Source organism: Stenotrophomonas sp. SAM-B (assembly GCF_013387485.1).
Taxonomy (GTDB): domain Bacteria; phylum Pseudomonadota; class Gammaproteobacteria; order Xanthomonadales; family Xanthomonadaceae; genus Stenotrophomonas; species Stenotrophomonas maltophilia_AA.
Map to the genome: position 1 here is coordinate 492,198 of NZ_JABBXB010000001.1, position 17,948 is coordinate 510,145.

At 65.9% G+C, this 17,948-nt stretch carries 18 protein-coding genes; 12 read left to right on the plus strand and 6 right to left on the minus strand.

Translation table 11 applies throughout. The features are described from left to right. Positions 1–57: 57 nt before the first annotated feature. Together HH110_RS02105 and HH110_RS02110 are read right to left on the minus strand one after the other, a co-directional pair. Complete coding sequence (locus HH110_RS02105; RefSeq protein ID WP_176988104.1) at positions 58–834, minus strand: YdiY family protein; 777 nt, start codon at positions 832–834, stop codon at positions 58–60. Positions 835–957: 123 nt separating this feature from the next. Continuing rightward, positions 958–1,569, minus strand: a complete 612-nt coding sequence (locus HH110_RS02110; RefSeq protein WP_176988105.1) for a hypothetical protein — start codon at positions 1,567–1,569, stop codon at positions 958–960. 89 nt (positions 1,570–1,658) lie between these two features. Here HH110_RS02110 and HH110_RS02115 point away from each other — a divergent pair, with 89 nt between their 5' ends. Both HH110_RS02115 and HH110_RS02120 read left to right on the plus strand, forming a co-directional pair. Beyond that, the gene (locus HH110_RS02115) at positions 1,659–2,624 is read left to right on the plus strand and encodes a YafY family protein (RefSeq protein ID WP_121040104.1); all 966 of its coding nucleotides are present in this window, start codon (positions 1,659–1,661) and stop codon (positions 2,622–2,624) included. Positions 2,625–2,737: 113 nt separating this feature from the next. Further along, positions 2,738–3,532, plus strand: coding sequence for a MetQ/NlpA family ABC transporter substrate-binding protein (locus HH110_RS02120; protein WP_176988106.1), 795 nt, complete (start codon positions 2,738–2,740; stop codon positions 3,530–3,532). 4 nt (positions 3,533–3,536) lie between these two features. Here HH110_RS02120 and glpK read toward each other — a convergent pair whose 3' ends face one another. The 3 genes from glpK to HH110_RS02135 all read right to left on the minus strand — a co-directional run bounded on the left by glpK (position 3,537) and on the right by HH110_RS02135 (position 7,358). Next, a complete protein-coding gene (glpK, locus tag HH110_RS02125) occupies positions 3,537–5,036 on the minus strand; it encodes a glycerol kinase GlpK (RefSeq protein ID WP_176988107.1) in 1,500 nt (499 codons plus the stop codon). A gap of 48 nt (positions 5,037–5,084) precedes the next feature. Continuing rightward, the gene (gene glpD / locus HH110_RS02130; protein ID WP_176988108.1) at positions 5,085–6,578 is read right to left on the minus strand and encodes a glycerol-3-phosphate dehydrogenase; all 1,494 of its coding nucleotides are present in this window, start codon (positions 6,576–6,578) and stop codon (positions 5,085–5,087) included. A gap of 147 nt (positions 6,579–6,725) precedes the next feature. Then, the gene (locus tag HH110_RS02135) at positions 6,726–7,358 is read right to left on the minus strand and encodes an OmpW family protein (protein ID WP_019183623.1); all 633 of its coding nucleotides are present in this window, start codon (positions 7,356–7,358) and stop codon (positions 6,726–6,728) included. A gap of 192 nt (positions 7,359–7,550) precedes the next feature. Here HH110_RS02135 and HH110_RS02140 point away from each other — a divergent pair, with 192 nt between their 5' ends. The 4 genes from HH110_RS02140 (at position 7,551) to lpdA (ending at position 12,152) form a co-directional block, all read left to right on the plus strand. Further along, the gene (locus HH110_RS02140; RefSeq protein ID WP_176988480.1) at positions 7,551–8,072 is read left to right on the plus strand and encodes a DNA-deoxyinosine glycosylase; all 522 of its coding nucleotides are present in this window, start codon (positions 7,551–7,553) and stop codon (positions 8,070–8,072) included. A 200-nt stretch (positions 8,073–8,272) separates the two neighbouring features. Continuing rightward, positions 8,273–9,676 (plus strand): dihydrolipoyllysine-residue acetyltransferase, encoded by a 1,404-nt coding sequence (gene aceF, locus HH110_RS02145; protein WP_176988109.1) that lies wholly within the window; start codon positions 8,273–8,275, stop codon positions 9,674–9,676. Between the two features lie 29 nt (positions 9,677–9,705). After that, entirely contained in the window at positions 9,706–10,320 is a 615-nt protein-coding gene (locus HH110_RS02150) for a hypothetical protein (RefSeq protein WP_176988481.1), read from the plus strand. Between the two features lie 17 nt (positions 10,321–10,337). Then, positions 10,338–12,152 carry a dihydrolipoyl dehydrogenase gene (gene lpdA, locus HH110_RS02155; protein WP_176988110.1) on the plus strand — a complete coding sequence of 605 codons (1,815 nt, stop codon included), beginning with the start codon at positions 10,338–10,340 and terminating at the stop codon, positions 12,150–12,152. A gap of 147 nt (positions 12,153–12,299) precedes the next feature. Here lpdA and HH110_RS02160 read toward each other — a convergent pair whose 3' ends face one another. Beyond that, the gene (locus HH110_RS02160) at positions 12,300–13,118 is read right to left on the minus strand and encodes a hypothetical protein (protein ID WP_176988111.1); all 819 of its coding nucleotides are present in this window, start codon (positions 13,116–13,118) and stop codon (positions 12,300–12,302) included. A 538-nt stretch (positions 13,119–13,656) separates the two neighbouring features. Between HH110_RS02160 and HH110_RS02165 the strand changes: the two genes are divergently transcribed. The 6 genes from HH110_RS02165 to atpA all read left to right on the plus strand — a co-directional run bounded on the left by HH110_RS02165 (position 13,657) and on the right by atpA (position 17,925). Then, on the plus strand, positions 13,657–14,025 hold the full coding sequence (locus tag HH110_RS02165) for a hypothetical protein (RefSeq protein WP_172407534.1): 369 nt from the start codon (positions 13,657–13,659) through the stop codon (positions 14,023–14,025). Between the two features lie 31 nt (positions 14,026–14,056). Beyond that, positions 14,057–14,851 carry a F0F1 ATP synthase subunit A gene (gene atpB, locus HH110_RS02170; RefSeq protein ID WP_176988112.1) on the plus strand — a complete coding sequence of 265 codons (795 nt, stop codon included), beginning with the start codon at positions 14,057–14,059 and terminating at the stop codon, positions 14,849–14,851. Between the two features lie 66 nt (positions 14,852–14,917). After that, the gene (gene atpE, locus HH110_RS02175; protein ID WP_088433762.1) at positions 14,918–15,220 is read left to right on the plus strand and encodes a F0F1 ATP synthase subunit C; all 303 of its coding nucleotides are present in this window, start codon (positions 14,918–14,920) and stop codon (positions 15,218–15,220) included. Between the two features lie 111 nt (positions 15,221–15,331). Continuing rightward, positions 15,332–15,802 (plus strand): F0F1 ATP synthase subunit B, encoded by a 471-nt coding sequence (locus tag HH110_RS02180; protein ID WP_176988113.1) that lies wholly within the window; start codon positions 15,332–15,334, stop codon positions 15,800–15,802. 3 nt (positions 15,803–15,805) lie between these two features. Next, complete coding sequence (locus HH110_RS02185; RefSeq protein WP_176988114.1) at positions 15,806–16,333, plus strand: F0F1 ATP synthase subunit delta; 528 nt, start codon at positions 15,806–15,808, stop codon at positions 16,331–16,333. A 44-nt stretch (positions 16,334–16,377) separates the two neighbouring features. Next, on the plus strand, positions 16,378–17,925 hold the full coding sequence (gene atpA, locus HH110_RS02190; RefSeq protein WP_176988115.1) for a F0F1 ATP synthase subunit alpha: 1,548 nt from the start codon (positions 16,378–16,380) through the stop codon (positions 17,923–17,925). Positions 17,926–17,948: the final 23 nt, after the last annotated feature.

The window sequence follows — 17,948 nt, forward strand, 5'->3', positions numbered from 1 at the left end:
AGCCGGCCAGCGGCCGGCACTACATCACGACGGCGGGCGCACAGGCGCCCGCGGCGATCACTTGAACTTGTAGACCACGTTCATGGTGGTCAGCGTATCGGTCTTGCGCTTGTCTTCGGCGACGTCGCTGTTGTGGCGCGCCTGCCAGCCGGCCTTCAGTGCCAGGTGCTCGTTCATGCTCACGGACACGCCGAAATCGTTTTGCGCGAAGGTGTTGTACGAGCCCGACTCGACCAGCAGCGTGTTGACCAGATCGGTGTTCGGGGTCAGCGTGTACTTGAGGTCGAACAGGCCACGACCGATCAGGCCGGTGCGGGTCGCGTCGTCTTCGGTGTTGTGGGTGCGGCGCACACCGGGGCCGATCTGCGCGTCCATGTAGAAGCGCTCGCTGTCGATGATCCGGGTGCCGTAACCCAGACCGAACGAACTCTGGCGGTCGTAGGTGGCGAAATCGTCGCGCTCGTAACGCACCGTCGCGGTGATCTGGCGGTGTTCGCCCAGCTGCAGCGCGCTGCCGGCACTGCCGGTGTAGCGGTTGGCGGTGGTGTTGCGGCGGCGGATGGTGGTGCCGTCATCGTTGGTATCGGTGTACTCCGAGCGCGAGCGCAGGCCGAACAGGTCCATGCTGTGCACCCAGTCATCGTCGGTGTAGCGCAGGCGCAGACGACCGTTGAAGCTCTCGGTATTGCTGTTGCCACGGGCCGAGGCAAAGCCCAGTTCACCGCCACTGCCGCTCCAGGGGGAGGTCATCGCCGCCAGTTCGGCAACGTCCTGTGCATAAACCGCCGGGGCGCAGAGCAGCAGGGGAACAAGCAACGAAACGCGCAGGGACATCAACGGTTCTCCGTGATCGGACAAGGGGGGAGGGACAACAAGGGGGGGATGATACTTGATGCGTTCTGCGTCACATTCGGCGACGGGCCCCGGCTTTAGGGCCCGTTCGGCCTTGATCCCTGTTCAGGGAACGTCGATCCGCAGCGAGGCATCGTCGAAGCGCGAATAGGTCACGGTGATCCGGAACGGCTGCCCGTTGGTCTGGCCCTTGCGTTCGATCTGCACCGGCAGGCCCTGCGCATTGACCCAGTAGAGCAGGCCATCGGGCGCGGCGGTCGCGTGGCGCACCTCGTATTTGTGGGCGCGCTGGCCGCCGGCGCGTTCTTCGCCGAGGTCGCGCACCTGCAGCTGCGCCGGCTCCAGATCCGCCGGCAGCGGATTGCGCCACTGGGCCAGCATCCCTTCGGGCACCGGGACCTGGCGCACTTCGCCGGCGCGCTGGAGGAAGAAGGTGCCGCCGATGATCGTCTGCGGGCCATCGTCGGTGATCAGCCGGTAGCGGTCCGGGGCCACGTAGTCCATCTGCGCTTCGAGGGCGCGCGGGCCCTGCATCTTCATCACCGCGTGGAAGCTGCGCAGCTGGCCGAAGCGCTGGCTGGCGGCCAGCACGGTGCCGACCGGGTCGGCGGCCGGTGCCGTCGCGGCAGGCACGGTGGCCGCGGGCGTTTCAGTGCGCCCACAGCCCCCCGACAGCAGGGCGGCGGCGGACAGGGCAAGGGCGGGCAACAGGCGCATGACGGGCAGAAGCAGGCGATGGGGCCCCACGATAGCCGAAGATGCCGCTGAAGCCGCCACAACGACGGCGACTCGGACATAATCGGGTCATGGACCGATATGAACGCATCAACGCCCTGCATCGCCTGCTCAAGTCCGCTCGTTATCCGGTAACGGTGGCGGCACTGCAGGAAAAACTGGAGTGTTCCCGCGCGACTGTCTACCGCGACCTGGCCTTCCTGCGCGATGCGCTGATGGCCCCGGTGGAAGGCGATGGCGAGGCGGGATTCCGCTACCAGGCCGACGAAAGCGACCGCTTCGAGCTGCCGGGCCTTTGGCTCAGCTCGGAAGAGCTGCACGCGCTGCTGGCCTCCCAGCACCTGCTCTCGCGCACCGGTGGGGGCGTGCTGTCTTCGGTGCTGGCCCCGCTGCAGCAGCGCATCGAAGGCCTGCTGGCGGCACAGGCCGGCGTCTCGACCTGGCCGGTCGACCGGGTCCGGGTCATCCCGCACCGCGGCCGCAAGTTCGATGAAGCCAGTTTCCGCGCGGTGGCCTCGGCGGTGCTGGAGCGCAAGCAGCTGGCGTTCGAGTACCGGGCCCGCTCCACCGACGAGGCCACCCAGCGCACCGTGTCGCCGCAGCGGATGACGCATTACCGCGACAACTGGTACCTGGATGCCTGGGACCACGGCCGCGAGGGCCTGCGCAGCTTCGCGGTGGACCGCATCTACAAGGCTCGCGTGATCGATACCACCGCGCGCGACGTGGACGAGACCGAGCTGGACGAGCAGCTGGGCGCCAGCTACGGCATCTTCTCCGGTCCGCCCAAGGGCTGGGCCACGATCGTGTTCAGTGCCAAGGCCGCGCGCTGGGTGGCCGATGAGCATTGGCATTCCAAGCAGCAGGGCCGCTTCCTGCCCGATGGCCGGTACGAACTCAAACTGCCTTACAGCGTCTCGCGCGAGCTGTTGATGGATGTCCTGCACTACGGCTCGGACGCGGAAATCGTCGAGCCGGTGATGCTGCGCGAACAGGCCAAGGCGCTGCTGGCGCTGGCGCTGACCAGCTACGAGTAAGCCGGCCGGGCCGGCATCGGCTCATGCCGTGGGGTCATATGCCCCGGATTCCGCAAGGGCCGGGGCGTGCGGTATCGTGGGGCGTTGCTGCCCTTACGGATTCCGCTGCCCCCATGAAAAAGTACCTGCTGCTCCCGTTGCTCGCCGCCTCGCTGGCCCTGGCCGCCTGCGGCAAGCCGGCCAACGACTCCAAGAAGCTGGTGGTGGCCGCGACCGCCGTGCCGCACGCCGAGATCCTCGCCGTGGTCAAGCCGATCCTGGAGAAGGAAGGCTTGACCCTGGACGTGCGCGTGTTCAACGACTACGTGCAGCCCAACGACCAGCTGGTGCAGAAGCAGGTCGACGTGAACTATTTCCAGACCGAGCCCTACCTGGACGCCTACAACCGCGACCGCAAGACCGACCTGGTCAAGGTGATCGGCGTGCACATCGAGCCCTTCGGTGCGTACTCGCGTCGTTTCAAATCACTGGATGCGCTGCCCAACGGCGCCGATGTGGTGATCCCCAACGACCCGAGCAACAACAGCCGCGCGCTGATCCTGCTGCACAAGGCGGGTGTGATCACGCTGAAGGATCCGACCAACGCACTGGCCACCCAGCGCGACATCATCGCCAACCCGAAGCAGCTCAAGTTCCGTGAGCTGGACTCGGCGATGCTGCCGCGCGTGCTGGACCAGGTCGACCTGGCCCTGATCAATACCAATTACGCGCTCGATGCCGGACTCAACCCGACCGAGGACGCGCTGGCGATCGAAAGCAAGGATTCGCCGTACGTGAACTTCCTGGTCGCGCGTCCTGACAACAAGGACGACGCCCGCGTGCAACAGCTGGCCAAAGCCCTGACCGGTCCGGAAGTGAAGGCCTTCATCGCCGAGAAGTACAAGGGCGCGGTCCTCCCGGCATTCTGAGGGGTCACCCCACGCGGAACCCCATCGTCGCGTCCACCGCCTGCTGCCATCCGGCGTACAGCGCCTCGCGCTGGTCCGCCGGCATCTGCGGGGTGAAGCGTCGGTCCACCGCCCATTGTTCGGCGATCTCGGCCCGGCTGCTCCAGAACCCGGTGGCCAGGCCGGCCAGGTACGCTGCGCCCAGCGCGGTGGTTTCGGCCACCTGAGGGCGCAGCACCGGCACGCCGAGGATGTCGCTCTGGAACTGCGCCATGAAGTCATTGGCGATCGCGCCGCCGTCGGCGCGCAGTTCCTTCAGCTCGATCCCGGCATCGGCCTGCATCGCCGCCAGCACGTCGCGGGTCTGGTAAGCCATCGATTCCACCGCGGCGCGGATGAAATGCTCCTTGGTGGTGCCGCGGGTCAGGCCGAACATCGCGCCACGGACATCGCTGCGCCAGTACGGTGCACCCAGCCCGACGAAGGCCGGCACCAGGTACACGCCGCCGTTGTCGGCAGCGCGCTCGGCGTAGGCCTGGCAGTCGCTGGATTTGCCGAACATGCGCAGCCCGTCGCGCAGCCACTGCACGACCGAGCCGGCGACGAAGATCGACCCTTCCAGCGCGTACTCCACGTGCCCATCGATACCCCAGGCGATGGTGGTGAGCAGGCCATTCTCGGAGGTGACGGCCTTGTCGCCGGTGTTCATCAGCATGAAACAGCCGGTGCCATAGGTGTTCTTGGCCATGCCCGGCTCGAAACAGGCCTGGCCGAACAACGCGGCCTGCTGGTCGCCGGCGATGCCGGCGATCGGCAGATGCTGATCGAAGAAGAACTGCGGCTGGGTCGTGGCGTACACCTCGCTGGAGCTGCGCACCTGCGGCAGCATCACGCGCGGGATGTTGAACAGCGCCAGTAGCTCGTCGTCCCACTGCAGTGCATGGATGTCGAACAGCAGCGTGCGCGCGGCATTGGTGACGTCGGTGACGTGCGCCTGGCGACCACTGAGGTTCCAGATCAACCAGCTGTCGATGGTGCCGAACAGCAGTTCGCCGCGTTCGGCCCGCGACTGCGCGCCCTCGACGTGATCGAGGATCCAGCGGATCTTGGTCGCCGAGAAATACGCATCGATCAACAGCCCGGTCCTGCGCCGGATCAGCGGCTCGTGGCCGGCGGCCTTGAGCTGTTCGCAGATCGCGTGGCTCTGCCGTGACTGCCATACCACCGCGTTGTGGATGGGCTGGCCGGTGGCCTTGTCCCAGACCACGGTGGTCTCGCGCTGGTTGGTGATGCCGATGCCGGCGATCGTGCGCGGGTCGACCTGGTACCGGTTCAACAGCTCGGTGATCGTGGTGTAGACGCTGGTCAGGATGTCGCGCGGGTCATGTTCGACCCAGCCCGGCTGCGGAAAAATCTGGGTGAACTCGCGTTGCGCGCTGCCGGCGATGCGCCCGGCGCGGTCGAACAGGATGGCGCGCGAGCTGGTCGTGCCCTGGTCGATGGCGAGCACATATTGCTTGTCCATGGTCTGCTCCGTGGAAACCGATGCCTTGCGGTGGTGCCTGCACACAGCCTACGGCATCGAAACACGCGCCTGCAGGGTGGCTGCCAATGCCGCGTGCTGGCCAGCATCCAGGCGCAGGCCGAGATGGCTGCGGCGCCACAGCACGTCGTCGGCGGTGCAGGCCCATTCGTGCGCGATGAGGTAGTCCAGCTCGCGGTCGTGGAGGCCGCCGCCGTGGTCCGGGCCCAGCGCCTCGAGCGTCTGTGCACCCGCCAGGAGATCACGCGCACGGGTGCCATAGCTGCTGGCCAGGCGCTGCAGCAGGGCAGGCGGCAGGCGAGGGTGGTCGTGCTGCAACGTGCCCGCCACCTGGGCGGCATCACCGCCATCGCCACCCGGCAGCGGCGGTCCACCGGCCGTCCATGCCGACCCCATCTCCGGCAGCGAAGGCGAGAGGCGCCCAAGCGCTTCCTCGGCCAATGCGCGGTAGGTGGTGAGCTTGCCGCCGAGTACGCTCAGCAGCGGCGCGCCGGCGATGTCCAGTTCCAGCCGGTAGTCGCGGGTGACCCGCGACGCATCGCGGTGATGATCGGCCAGCAGCGGGCGCACCCCGCTGTAGCGCCAGACGATGTCCTCGGCGCGCACCGGGAGGCGGACGAAGCGGTTCACCGCAGCGAGCAGATACGTTTCCTCGTCCGCACGCGGCCGCGCCTGCGCGGGGTCGCCGTCGTAATCGGTGTCGGTGGTGCCGATCAGCGTGAAGTCCTGTTCGAAGGGAATCGCGAACACCACGCGCTGGTCGGGTTGCTGGAACAGGTAGGCGCTGTCGTGCGCGAACAGCCGCGGCACCACCAGGTGGCTGCCCTGCACGAGGCGCAGCCCGAGCGGCGCATCCAGCCCCGCACGTTCCAGCACCGTGCCGGCCCACGGGCCACTCGCGTTGACCACGCACCGGGCACGGATCCGCTGTACATCGCCGTTGGTACGGCGCAGCACGGCCCACCAATGGTCGCGGTGGCGGATCAGTTGTTCGCAGCGGGTGCGTGTGCGGATGTCGGCGCCGCGCTCATGTGCATCGAGGGCGTTGAGCAGCACCAGCCGCGCGTCGTTGACGCGCGCATCGGCATAGGTGAAACCGGTCCGGTAGCTCGCCTTCAGCGCCGCACCGCGCGGGTCGCGCTGCAGGTCGATGCGCTGCGACGGCGGGAAGTGGGGATTGGCCTGCCCGAGATGGTCATACAGCCACAGCCCGGCACCCAGCATCCACGCCGATCGCAGATGGCGCGCGTGCGGCAGGACGAACGCGGTGGGCGCGATGAGATGGGGTGCCAGCCGGCGCAGTGTCTCGCGCTCGTTGAGCGCCTTGCGTACCAGGGCGAACTCGCCCTGCTGCAGATAACGCAGGCCGCCATGGATCAGCTTGGTGCTGGCGCTGGAGGTGTGGGCAGCCAGATCATCCTGCTCGCACAGGCACACCGAGAGGCCCCGCCCGGCGGCATCCCGCGCGATGCCGGCGCCGTTGATGCCGCCGCCCACCACCAGCATGTCGAAGGACTCGCGCATTGGCTCCCCGGGGCGGACCGGCGGGGTCCGTCGTGGGGTCCAGTCTCGGCCAGCGGCCGGCAACGCCCGATGAAGGTCGCTGCTCCACAACGACAACGGGCCCGCGAGGGGCCCGTTGTGCGTACTGCATGGTGCGGAACGGCGTGCTTAGAAGCGCGCGCCGATGCCGAAGCCCACGGTCCACGGATCCAGCTTGGCCTTGTCGCCGGTGCCTTCGCCGTTGACGGTCAGCTCCGGGCGCGAATGCATGTAGCGGGCATCGGCGCGGGCGAACCAGGTGCTGTTGATGTTCATGTCCACGCCGACGGTGCCGATCGCGCCCTTGGCGGTCTTGACGCCGATGTGGCCGATGTCGCTGGCGAGGTCTTCATTGCTGAAGTTGGACTCGTAGTAACCGGCGCCCACGAACGGACGGAACACGTTGTCGGCCTGGCCGAAGTGGTACTGGCCGCTCAGCGCGATCGGCTGCTGCTCGACGGTGCCCAGGCGGGCGCCATCGGTGCCGCGCACGCGGTGGTCGAACTTGTCGGCTGCGCCCCACAGTTCCACGGCCCAGTTGTCGTTGATGTAGTAGCTGAAGCTCAGGGTCGGGGCCGGGCCGCCGTCCACCTTGCGCACGCCATCGAGCGGATCGTTCTTCGGCTGCAGCAGCGAGACGCCGCCGACCACGGCGAAGTGCTTGCCGGACGCGGTATCAACAGTGCTGTCCTGCGCGAAAGCAGCCGGCGCAAAAGCAAGAGCAGTCAGGGTAGCCAGGGTCAGGGTACGGATGGAGCGCATGGGGGAATCTCCTCAGGATGTTTTTGTTCTGGGCCCCGGTGTTGTGGGGCGAGGCAACCGTAGTCCCCGCAATATGAATCGCATCCGACGCACGTTAAAATTTAGTTGTTTCCATTCAGCGATCAGTGCGAAACCGCTGTAGTTACGGGCGATCATGCAACGCTTGGCATTCATGCATCTGGTGATGGTGTGATGGAAACAACAACGTGCATCGGCTTCCCTGCGCAGCTGAACACCGACTGCCGCGTGCTGGTCCTCGGCTCGATGCCGGGCGTGGCATCGCTGCAGGCCGCGCAGTACTACGCACATCCGCGCAATCGGTTCTGGCCCCTGATGGGCGTGGTGTGCGGGATCGACGCGACACGTCCTTATCCGGATCGCGTGCGCGCACTGAACGCGGCCGGGGTGGGCGTGTGGGATGTGATCGGGCAGTGTGAGCGGCGCGGCAGCCTGGATGCGTCGATCGTGCGGGGCAGTGAAGTGCCCAATGCGTTGAGTGCACTGATCGAGAAGTTGCCCGCGCTGCGTGCGGTCGCCTGCAATGGGGGAACCGCATACCGCGCGTTCCAGCGTTTCATTGCCCCGGCGCTGATCGGCCCGGCGCGGGCGCTGCCGGTCTGGTCGCTTCCCTCCACCAGCCCCGCCAACGCTGCCTGGCCATTGCCCCGGCTGGCGGAGGCATGGCAACCGCTGGCCGATGCCGTGCGGCGCTGAGGCGGGGACAGCCGCGGACAATACGGTACCGACTGGAAAATTCCGCTTTGCGCTGCGCGAAGCCGAATCCGGCCAAAGCAGATGCCTGCAACAGCCTGTCCCGGGACAGCGGCGCTGAAAATTCGCCAAGCCGGTTGGCGCTGGCGCGCGAAGCCCCCACAATAGGCGATTCCCTACACCAGATTGCCGGAGTTTTCCCCATGGCCGAAATCAAGGAAGCACTTGTCCCCGATATCGGTGACTACAGCGATATCCCGGTAATCGAGGTGCTGGTCGCCGTTGGAGATACCGTCAAGAAAGACCAGGGTCTGGTGACGCTGGAATCGGACAAGGCCACGATGGAAGTGCCGTCCTCGGTGGCCGGTATCGTCAAGGAAATCAAGGTCAAGATCGGCGACAACCTCTCCGAGGGCAAGCTCGTGGCCCTGATCGAAGTCAGCGAAGAGGCCGCCGCGCCGGCCGCTGCTGCTGCGCCGGCCCCGGCCGCCAAGGCGGAAGCCGCCGAGACCGCGACCAAGGTCGAGCCGGTCGCCACCCAGGCTGAGCCGGACAAGCTGGCCGCCCGTGATATCGAGCAGTCCGCCGCCAAGCCGACCCAGCCGGCCCCGGCCGCCGCTGCCCCGTCGGGTGGCTCGCCGACCAGCCCGCCGGTCGCCTTCAACGCCGACAGCGTGCTGCCACAGAAGGTGCCCTACGCGTCGCCGGCCGTGCGCGTGTTCGCCCGCGAGCTGGGCGTGGACCTGAACCAGCTGAGCGGTACCGAAAAGGGTGGCCGCATCACCAAGTCCGACGTGCAGAAGTTCGTCAAGTCGGCCCTGGCCGGCGGCGGCGCTGCCACCGGCGGTACCGTGGCGGCGGGTGGCGGTCTCAACCTGCTGCCCTGGCCGAAGGTCGACTTCAGCAAGTTCGGTGAGGTCGAGGTCCAGCCGCTGTCCCGGATCAAGAAGATCTCCGGCGCGAACCTGGCCCGCAACTGGGCGATGATTCCGCATGTCACCCAGTTCGAACAGGCTGACATCACCGAGCTGGAAGCCCTGCGCGTTGCGCTGAACAAGGAAAACGAGAAGGCCGGCATCAAGCTGACCATGCTCGCCTTCCTGGTCAAGGCCAGCGCCGCGGCGCTGAAGAAGTTCCCGGAGTTCAACGCCTCGCTGGATGCCAGCGGCGAGAACCTGACCCTGAAGAAGTACTTCAACATCGGTTTCGCGGCCGATACGCCGAGCGGCCTGGTCGTGCCGGTGATCCGCGACGTCGACAAGAAGGGTGTGGTGCAGATCGCGCAGGAATCCGGCGAACTGGCCAAGAAGGCCCGTGACGGCAAGCTCGGCCCGGCCGACATGAGCGGCGGCTGCTTCTCGATCAGCTCGCTGGGCGGCATCGGTGGCACCGCGTTCACTCCGATCGTCAATGCACCGGAAGTGGCGATCCTGGGCGTGTCCAAGTCGTCGATCCAGCCGGTCTGGAACGGCAAGGAATTCGCCCCGAAGCTGATGCTGCCGCTGTCGCTGAGCTATGACCATCGCGTCATCGACGGCGCACTGGCCGCCCGCTTCACCACCTACCTCTCGCAGGTGCTGGCCGACATGCGGCGCGTCCTGCTGTGAAGCAGGGCCTGGTCCTGGCCGGGCTGCTGATGGCGCTGCCGATGGCGCAGGCGAGCGCGCGCGAATGCGCGTCCGACCTGGGCCATGGCTGGCCACCGGCGGTCGGCAACTACGGCCAGGCAGTGGAAACCCTGTTCGACGGCAAAGCGCAGCGGGCGTTGTCGCTGGTCAGCCTGCCCAAGAGTGGCGTGGAGACCGGCGTGGCGCTGCTGCCCGGTCCCGGGGACCAGGCATGGACCCTGCGCTACAGCCGGGCCGACAAGCGCGTCTACAGCTGGAACAGCGGCACCCGCCAGGGCGGCGTGGAACTGCGTGTGGACCAGCAGCCGGACCAGTACCAGGTCAGCATCCCGGCGCCGTTGGCGCAGCGGCTGCTGCACAGCTGGCAGGCCGCGCTGGCCGCGCAGGTGCCGGGCGACCGCAAGGCGCCGGTGCTGGACGGTGACGTGCTGTCCTTCACCGTGGATGGCCAGCGTTACAGCGGCACCCGGCCGGAGTGCGGTGCGGGCCGGCTGATGATGAAACAGGTGGCGCTGCTGATCGAAGCCAGCGACACCAAGGAAAAGAAGCTCGACCGTCGCTGGAAAGATCTGGACGAGTCGCTCGACGAACTGCAGCAACTGCTCGGCGGCAAGGCCGGCTGAGCACCAGGAGAACACGAATGGCCGCAATTGAAATCAAGGTTCCCGACATCGGCGATTACAGCGGTGTCCCGGTGATCGAACTGCTGGTCGCCGTGGGTGACACGGTGAAGAAGGACCAGGGTCTGGTCACGCTGGAATCGGACAAGGCAACGCTGGAAGTGCCGTCGTCGGCCGCCGGTGTGGTCAAGGAAATCAAGGTCAAGCTCGGCGACAACCTCTCCGAAGGCGACGTCGTGCTGGTGCTGGACGCCGAAGGCGAGGCCGCCGCGCCTGCCGCGCCGGCCAAGGCGGAAGCGCCGAAGGCCGAGGCTGCTCCGGCCAGCAAGCCGCCGGTGACCCCGTCGCACCGCGCCCCGGCCGAACCGGCCGCGCCGCAGCCGGCGCTGTCCTCGGGCAAGCCGGCCGACATCGAATGCAGGATGGTGGTGCTGGGCGCAGGCCCGGGCGGCTACACCGCCGCCTTCCGCTCGGCCGACCTGGGCGTGGACACCGTGCTGGTCGAGCGTTACGCCAGCCTCGGCGGCGTCTGCCTCAACGTGGGCTGCATCCCGTCCAAGGCGCTGCTGCACGCAGCCGCGGTGATCGACGAAGTCGCCCACGCCGGTGATTTCGGCGTCGAGTTCGGCAAGCCGACCATCACCCTGGACAAGCTGCGCGGCTACAAGGAAAAGGTGGTCACCCAGCTGACCAAGGGCCTGGCCGGCATGGCCAAGCAGCGCAAGGTGCGCACCGTGCAGGGCCTGGCGAAGTTCGTCTCGGCCAATGAGCTGGAGATCGTCGGCGACGACGGCAAGACCCAACTGCTGCGTTTCGAGCAGTGCATCATCGCCGCCGGTTCGCAGGCAGTGAAGCTGCCGAACTTCCCGTGGGACGACAAGCGCGTCATGGACTCCACCGATGCGCTGGAGCTGGCCGAAGTGCCGGGTTCGCTGCTGGTGGTCGGTGGCGGCATCATCGGCCTGGAAATGGCGACGGTGTATGCGGCGCTGGGCAGCAAGGTGACCGTGGTCGAGTTCATGGACCAGCTGATGCCGGGCGCCGACAAGGACCTGGTCAAGCCGCTGGCCGATCGCCTGAAGAAGCAGGGCGTAGAGGTTCACCTGAAGACCAAGGCGACCGACGTCAAGGCTGACAAGGCCGGCATCACCGTGTCCTTCGAAGCCGCGGTGGAAGGCGAAAAGCCGGGTCTGGACGCCAGCACCTTCGACCGCGTGCTGGTCGCGGTGGGCCGCTCGCCGAACGGCAAAAAGATCGATGCCGAGAAGGCCGGCGTGCAGGTCACTGACCGTGGCTTCATCCCGGCCGACCGCCAGATGCGCACCAACGTGCCGCACATCTTTGCGATCGGCGACATCGTCGGCAACCCGATGCTGGCGCACAAGGCCACGCACGAGGGCAAGCTGGCCGCGGAAGTGGCTTCCGGCGAGAAGAAGGAATGGGTGGCGCGCGTGATTCCGTCGGTGGCCTACACCAATCCGGAAATCGCGTGGGTCGGCGTGACCGAAACCGAAGCAAAGGCCAAGGGCCTGAAGGTCGGCGTGGCCAAGTTCCCGTGGGCCGCCAGCGGCCGTGCGATCGGCATCGGTCGTACCGAGGGCTTCACCAAGCTGATCTTCGACGAAGAGACCCACCGCATCATCGGTGGCGCGATCGTGGGCGTGCACGCCGGCGATCTGCTGGCCGAGATCGGCCTGGCGATCGAGATGGGTGCGGAGGCCGAAGACATCGGCCACACCATCCACGCGCATCCGACGCTGAGCGAATCGGTGGCGATGGCCGCGGAAATCTACGACGGTACGATCACCGATCTGTACATGCCGAAGAAGAAGTAGGTCACCACCGTTGGTGGTGACACCGGTTCAACGAAAAACCCCGGCGAAAGCCGGGGTTTTTTGTTGCCCCACGGGAAGGAGGCGCACAAAAAAACGCGGCCCCCGATACATCGGAGGCCGCGCTTGGAGAGAGGCAGTGCGAAGGGCTTAGAAGACGAAGCTGACGCCCGCCACCGGACCCTTGAACTCCTGCTTCAGACCGATCGTGCCATCGCTGCCGCTCTGGTCGACGTCCAGCTTGAACCAGTCGTAGCCGGCGAACACGCCGAAGTTCTTGGTGAAGCGGTAATCGACGATCGCATTGGCGCGGCTCAGATCACCGTCGTAATCGTCGAAGTTGCCCCACTTGGTGTTCAGGTACTGGCCCTGGAACGTGATCATCCACTTCTCGGACGGGGTGAAGCTCAGGCGAGCACCGACCACCGGCGCGACACCGTCGGCCTTCTCGTCCAGGAATTCGCCCTGGTACAGATCACCGACATCGGCGTAGGCCTTGGTGCTGACCTTCGCGTACTCCGCACCCAACTGCAGGCCGAGGTCGAACGTGTCGGTGTCCACCACCGAGTAGTCGTACACCAGGCTGGCGACCTGATACTTCAGCTCACCCTTGATGAAGCTGCCGGCCGGCACGTTGGTGTCGCCGAAGCTCACGCCCTGGTCGAGGGTCTCGCGGCGATCCTTGTCGTACTTGAAGTAGTTGAACAGCAGGCGCTGGCGGTTGCTGATGCGGAACATGCCCTCCACGCGCGGCTCCCATTCCTTGCCACCCAGGCCGAAATCTTCGGAGAAGCCCACATCCTGGCCAGCGATGTTGGTGTTGCCGCGGATCGTGTTGTCCGAATCAATCTGCATCGCACCCAGGCGAAGCGCGAAGCGGTCGTCGCCTTCGGCAGCATGGGACGTAGCGGCGTAGGAAAGTGCGGCCAGAGCGACTGGCACGGCAAGCAGGGAGAGCATCGGGCGCATCGGGGGTCCTTGCGGTGGTTCTAGTGATGTGCCGTCACATTGCCCACTGCGACGTCCACCATTCGTGAAGGTATGGTGGAGGCTGTGTGTACCGTTCATGCGCGCGGCTGGACCGCGGGTCCGTGCGGTGGCCGTTTTCCGGGCGGATTGCCGTTACCCGCGGGCCACGGGCGACCCTGTTCGGCGGCGACGCCGCGCCGGCCGGAAAAAAGAGGGTGGCCCCGGAGAGGGCTTCGGGGCCACCCTGTACCAGCCCGCTCGCGGGACGCCGACGAGGATTCAACGGCAGGCTCATGGATCTGACCGGGGCAAGGGGCCAAAGTTCAACATGTTGCACTGCCGCATCGCGCTCCTCCTGCGCAAACCGATTGGACCGCAGGTGGCACAGGTGCGCAGGAGGCCCCAACGGCGGGCTTACATCCGGGATGAACAGGCAGCGGTTGTCTCTCAAATTGTCCCATTGCTATAATTTGGCGGCTCGACGAGGCGTTTGCTTGCGGCCTCGGCCTTTCTACTCACAACCATGCAGGACATTCACGTGCTGAACTCCGTTGACGCGGGTCGGCGACTGATGCTGCGCGCAGCGGTTTACCCGCTCGCTGCAGTGGCTGTCCTGGCTCTTGCCCTGCTTCTGTGGGGAGGCCCGAAGGCCGCTCTGGGGGCGCTGCTCTCCGGTGTGGCGGTTTCTGCAGCCGGCTGGGTCGCCGCGCGGATGGCGCTCGGCGGCGGGGTGCAGGCGGCAGGCTCGGCGATGACCCGCCTGATCCTGGCGGTGGTGGCAAAGTGGGTGCTCGTATTCGGCGTCCTGATGGTGGGGTTCCTGGTCTTCAAGCTGCCTGCACTGGCGCTGCTGGCCGGTATCGCCGTCGGATTGATGTTCCAGGTCCTGGCTCTTGCCAGGCGCTGATCCAATTTATTTAACTCAAGGTTCCGGACACATGGCAGGCGAGGCGCTGACACCCACCTCCTACATCCAACATCACCTCCACAACCTGACGTTCCATATGCAGGAAGGTGGTTTCTGGGCGATTCACGTCGACACCATTGTGACTTCGGTCCTGATGGGTTTGTTGATGGTGTTTGGCTTCTGGATGGCAACCCGCAAGGCGACTGCCGGCGTCCCGGGCAAGTGGCAGGCGTTCGTCGAGATCTGCCTGGAGTTCGTTGACCGCCAGGCCAAGGACACCTACCACGGCACCAGCAAGCTGGTGACCCCGATCGCGATCACCCTGTTCTTCTGGATCCTCATGATGAATCTCATCAAGATGATCCCGGCCGACTTCATCGCCAAGCCGCTTGAGATGATGGGCGTGCCGTACTGGAAGCCGGTTCCCACCGCCGACGTCAATGCCACGCTGGGCATGTCGATCAGCGTGTTCTTCCTGATGCTGTTCTTCGCGCTGCGCTCCAAGGGCCTGGGTGGCTTCACCAAGGAATTCCTGACCGCGCCGTTCGGCAAGTGGATGCTCCCGTTCAACCTGATCCTCAACATCGTCGAGTGGCTGAGCAAGCCGATTTCGCTGGCGATGCGACTGTTCGGCAACATGTTCGGCGGTGAGATCGTCTTCCTGCTGATCTGGGTGCTGGGCGGTGCGGGTATCGCCGGTGCCATCGCGGGCGGTGCATTCGGCCTGGGCTGGATGCTGTTCCACCTGCTGGTGATTCCGCTGCAGGCGTTCATCTTCATGATGTTGTCCATCGTGTACCTGAGCCTGTCGGAAGACGCTCACTGAGTTTCGCTTCACCCTTCATCCGTTTGTTTCTAAACCCTTAGTTATCCAAAGTTCCAGGAGAAAACCATGTACTTCGCCGTCCTGACCAACCTCGCCCAAGTCCAGAGCTCCACCGTCCTCGCCGTCGGCATCATGATCGGCCTGGCCGCGCTGGGTGCAGGTCTCGGTCTGGCCATCATGTCCGGTAAGTTCCTGGAATCGGCCGCGCGCCAGCCGGAACTGATTCCGGTGCTGCAGGTCCGCATGTTCATCACCGCCGGCCTGATCGATGCCGCGTTCATCATCTCGGTCGCCGTCGGCCTGCTGCTGGCCTTCGCCAACCCGACCATCGGCGAGTTCGTTGCACGTCTGCCGGCCGTTGCGGGCTGATCCAGCGAAAGCGAAACGATCAGGCGCCTTGTGCGCCTGATCGCGGATGAAGGACGGCTGCGCCGCTTCGGGCGGCGCAACCACCCCATCACCCCAGATTGAGCGAACCCCATGGATATCGGTTTTACCCTCGTTGCCCAGGCACTGGCGTTTGCCGGTCTGATCTGGATCATCGCGACCAAAATCTGGCCGCCGTTGATGAACGCCATCGAAGAGCGTCAGCAGAAGATCGCTGAAGGCCTCGCCGCTGCCGACCGCAGCCAGAAAGATCTGGCCCAGGCGCAGGAAAAGGTCAACGATGCACTGAAGGATGCGCGCACCAAGGCCAACGAGATCATCGATCAGGCCCACGCACGCGCCAACCAGATCGTTGATGCCGCCAAGAATGAAGCCATCGTCGAAGCCAACCGCCAGAAAGATCTGGCCCACGCCGAGATCGAAGCTGCCGCCAACCGTGCCCGTGAAGATCTGCGCAAGCAGGTGTCCGCGCTGGCCGTGAGCGGTGCCGAAAAGCTGCTCAAGCGCGAAATCGACGCCAACGCCCACAAGGCGCTGCTCGACGAGCTGGCCTCGGAGATCTGATCAATGAGCCAGGCCCTCACGCTTGCACGCCCGTATGCCCGCGCCGCGTTCGCGACCGCGCGCGACGAAGGCACGTTCGCGCCGTGGTCGGACGCGCTTGCGTTCTCCGCCCACGTAGCTGCCGACCCGCGCGTGGCGGCCTTGCTGTCGAACCCGGAACTGGACCGCGACGATGCCGTCGCGCTGCTGGTGCCGGAATCGTCCAGCGAGACCTTCGGTCGCTTCCTGGCCATCCTGGCCAATGCGCATCGTCTGCCGCTGCTGCCGGAAATCGCCGGCATGTACGACCAGCTGCGCGCTGAAGCCGAACACGTGGTCAAGGCCACGGTGACCTCGGCCACCGAACTGTCCGGCGCCGAACTGGACGCCATCAAGGCCGCGCTGCGCAAGCGCTTCGGCGGCGAGGTGGATGTGACGACCGCGGTCGACGCGTCGCTGATCGGCGGTGCCGTGATCGACGCCGGCGATGTGGTCATCGATGGCTCGCTCAAGGGCAAGCTGTCGCGCCTGCAGACCGCGCTCGCTAACTGAATTCATTTAACGTCCGGCGTGATCGCCGGCACTAGGACTTGACGATGGCAACCACGCTCAACCCCTCCGAAATCAGCGAACTGATCAAGAACCGCATCGAGAAGGTCAAGCTGGCCGCGGAATCGCGCAACGAAGGCACCGTGACCAGCGTGTCCGACGGCATCGTGCGCATCTTCGGTCTGGCCGACGTGATGCAGGGCGAAATGATCGAACTGCCGAACAACACCTTCGCTCTGGCCCTGAACCTGGAGCGCGACTCGGTCGGCGCCGTGGTGCTGGGTGATTACCAGAACCTCCGCGAAGGCGACGTTGCCAAGACCACCGGTCGCATCCTGGAAGTGCCGGTCGGTCCGGAAATGCTGGGCCGCGTCGTGAACGCGCTCGGCGAGCCGATCGACGGCAAGGGCCCGATCGCGGCCAAGGCCACCGCGCCGGTGGAGCGCGTTGCCCCGGGCGTGATCTGGCGCAAGTCGGTCGACCAGCCGGTGCAGACCGGTTACAAGTCCGTCGACTCGATGATCCCGATCGGCCGCGGCCAGCGCGAGCTGGTCATCGGTGACCGCCAGACCGGCAAGACCGCCCTGGCCATCGATGCGGTGATCAACCAGAAAGAAACCGGCATCAAGTGCGTGTACGTCGCGATCGGCCAGAAGGCCTCGACTGTGGCCAACATCGTGCGCAAGCTGGAAGAGAACGGCGCCCTGGCGCACACCGTGGTGGTCGCTGCGACCGCGTCCGAATCGGCCGCGATGCAGTACATCAGCGCCTACTCGGGCTGCACCATGGGTGAGTACTTCATGGACCGCGGCGAAGACGCCCTGATCGTGTACGACGATCTGTCCAAGCAGGCCGTTGCCTACCGCCAGATCTCGCTGCTGCTGAAGCGCCCGCCGGGCCGTGAAGCCTACCCGGGTGACGTGTTCTACCTGCACTCCCGCCTGCTCGAGCGCGCTGCCCGCGTGTCGGAAGAGTATGTGGAGAAGTTCACCAACGGCGCCGTCAAGGGCAAGACCGGCTCGCTGACCGCGCTGCCGATCATCGAAACCCAGGCCGGTGACGTCTCGGCCTTCGTGCCGACCAACGTGATCTCGATCACCGACGGCCAGATCTTCCTGGAAACCGATCTGTTCAACTCCGGCATCCGCCCGGCCGTGAACGCCGGTATCTCGGTGTCGCGCGTCGGTGGTGCGGCCCAGACCAAGATCATCAAGAAGCTGTCCGGCGGCATCCGTATCTCGCTGGCCCAGTACCGTGAGCTGGCGGCGTTCGCGCAGTTCGCCTCGGACCTGGACGAAGCCACCCGCAAGCAGCTGGAGCGCGGTCAGCGCGTCACCGAGCTGATGAAGCAGAAGCAGTACGCCCCGATGTCCATCGCCAACCAGGCGCTGTCGATCTACGCCGTCAACGAGGGTTACCTCGACGACGTGCCGGTCAACAAGCTGCTGGCGCTGGAAGAAGGTCTGCATGCCCACTTCGCCAACACCCAGGGCGAGCTGATCAGCAAGATCAACGCGACCGGCGGCTGGGACAACGACATCGAAGCTGCCTTCAAGAAGGGCATCACCGAGTTCAAGACCACCGGCAGCTGGTAAGCCGCATGTGTGGCGGGGCCTGA

What these genes read in the sequence shown, in the direction of transcription:
- HH110_RS02160 (WP_176988111.1), bottom strand. Translation starts at nt 13,118, where the DNA reads ATGCGCCCGATGCTCTCCCTGCTTGCCGTGCCAGTCGCTCTGGCCGCA.
- atpB (WP_176988112.1), top strand. Translation starts at nt 14,057, where the DNA reads ATGGCAGGCGAGGCGCTGACACCCACCTCCTACATCCAACATCACCTC.
- aceF (WP_176988109.1), top strand. Translation starts at nt 8,273, where the DNA reads ATGGCCGAAATCAAGGAAGCACTTGTCCCCGATATCGGTGACTACAGC.
- HH110_RS02180 (WP_176988113.1), top strand. Translation starts at nt 15,332, where the DNA reads ATGGATATCGGTTTTACCCTCGTTGCCCAGGCACTGGCGTTTGCCGGT.
- HH110_RS02135 (WP_019183623.1), bottom strand. Translation starts at nt 7,358, where the DNA reads ATGCGCTCCATCCGTACCCTGACCCTGGCTACCCTGACTGCTCTTGCT.
- glpK (WP_176988107.1), bottom strand. Translation starts at nt 5,036, where the DNA reads ATGGACAAGCAATATGTGCTCGCCATCGACCAGGGCACGACCAGCTCG.
- atpA (WP_176988115.1), top strand. Translation starts at nt 16,378, where the DNA reads ATGGCAACCACGCTCAACCCCTCCGAAATCAGCGAACTGATCAAGAAC.
- HH110_RS02115 (WP_121040104.1), top strand. Translation starts at nt 1,659, where the DNA reads ATGGACCGATATGAACGCATCAACGCCCTGCATCGCCTGCTCAAGTCC.
- glpD (WP_176988108.1), bottom strand. Translation starts at nt 6,578, where the DNA reads ATGCGCGAGTCCTTCGACATGCTGGTGGTGGGCGGCGGCATCAACGGC.
- HH110_RS02140 (WP_176988480.1), top strand. Translation starts at nt 7,551, where the DNA reads ATGGAAACAACAACGTGCATCGGCTTCCCTGCGCAGCTGAACACCGAC.
- HH110_RS02120 (WP_176988106.1), top strand. Translation starts at nt 2,738, where the DNA reads ATGAAAAAGTACCTGCTGCTCCCGTTGCTCGCCGCCTCGCTGGCCCTG.
- HH110_RS02150 (WP_176988481.1), top strand. Translation starts at nt 9,706, where the DNA reads ATGGCGCTGCCGATGGCGCAGGCGAGCGCGCGCGAATGCGCGTCCGAC.
- HH110_RS02110 (WP_176988105.1), bottom strand. Translation starts at nt 1,569, where the DNA reads ATGCGCCTGTTGCCCGCCCTTGCCCTGTCCGCCGCCGCCCTGCTGTCG.
- HH110_RS02185 (WP_176988114.1), top strand. Translation starts at nt 15,806, where the DNA reads ATGAGCCAGGCCCTCACGCTTGCACGCCCGTATGCCCGCGCCGCGTTC.
- atpE (WP_088433762.1), top strand. Translation starts at nt 14,918, where the DNA reads ATGTACTTCGCCGTCCTGACCAACCTCGCCCAAGTCCAGAGCTCCACC.
- HH110_RS02105 (WP_176988104.1), bottom strand. Translation starts at nt 834, where the DNA reads ATGTCCCTGCGCGTTTCGTTGCTTGTTCCCCTGCTGCTCTGCGCCCCG.
- lpdA (WP_176988110.1), top strand. Translation starts at nt 10,338, where the DNA reads ATGGCCGCAATTGAAATCAAGGTTCCCGACATCGGCGATTACAGCGGT.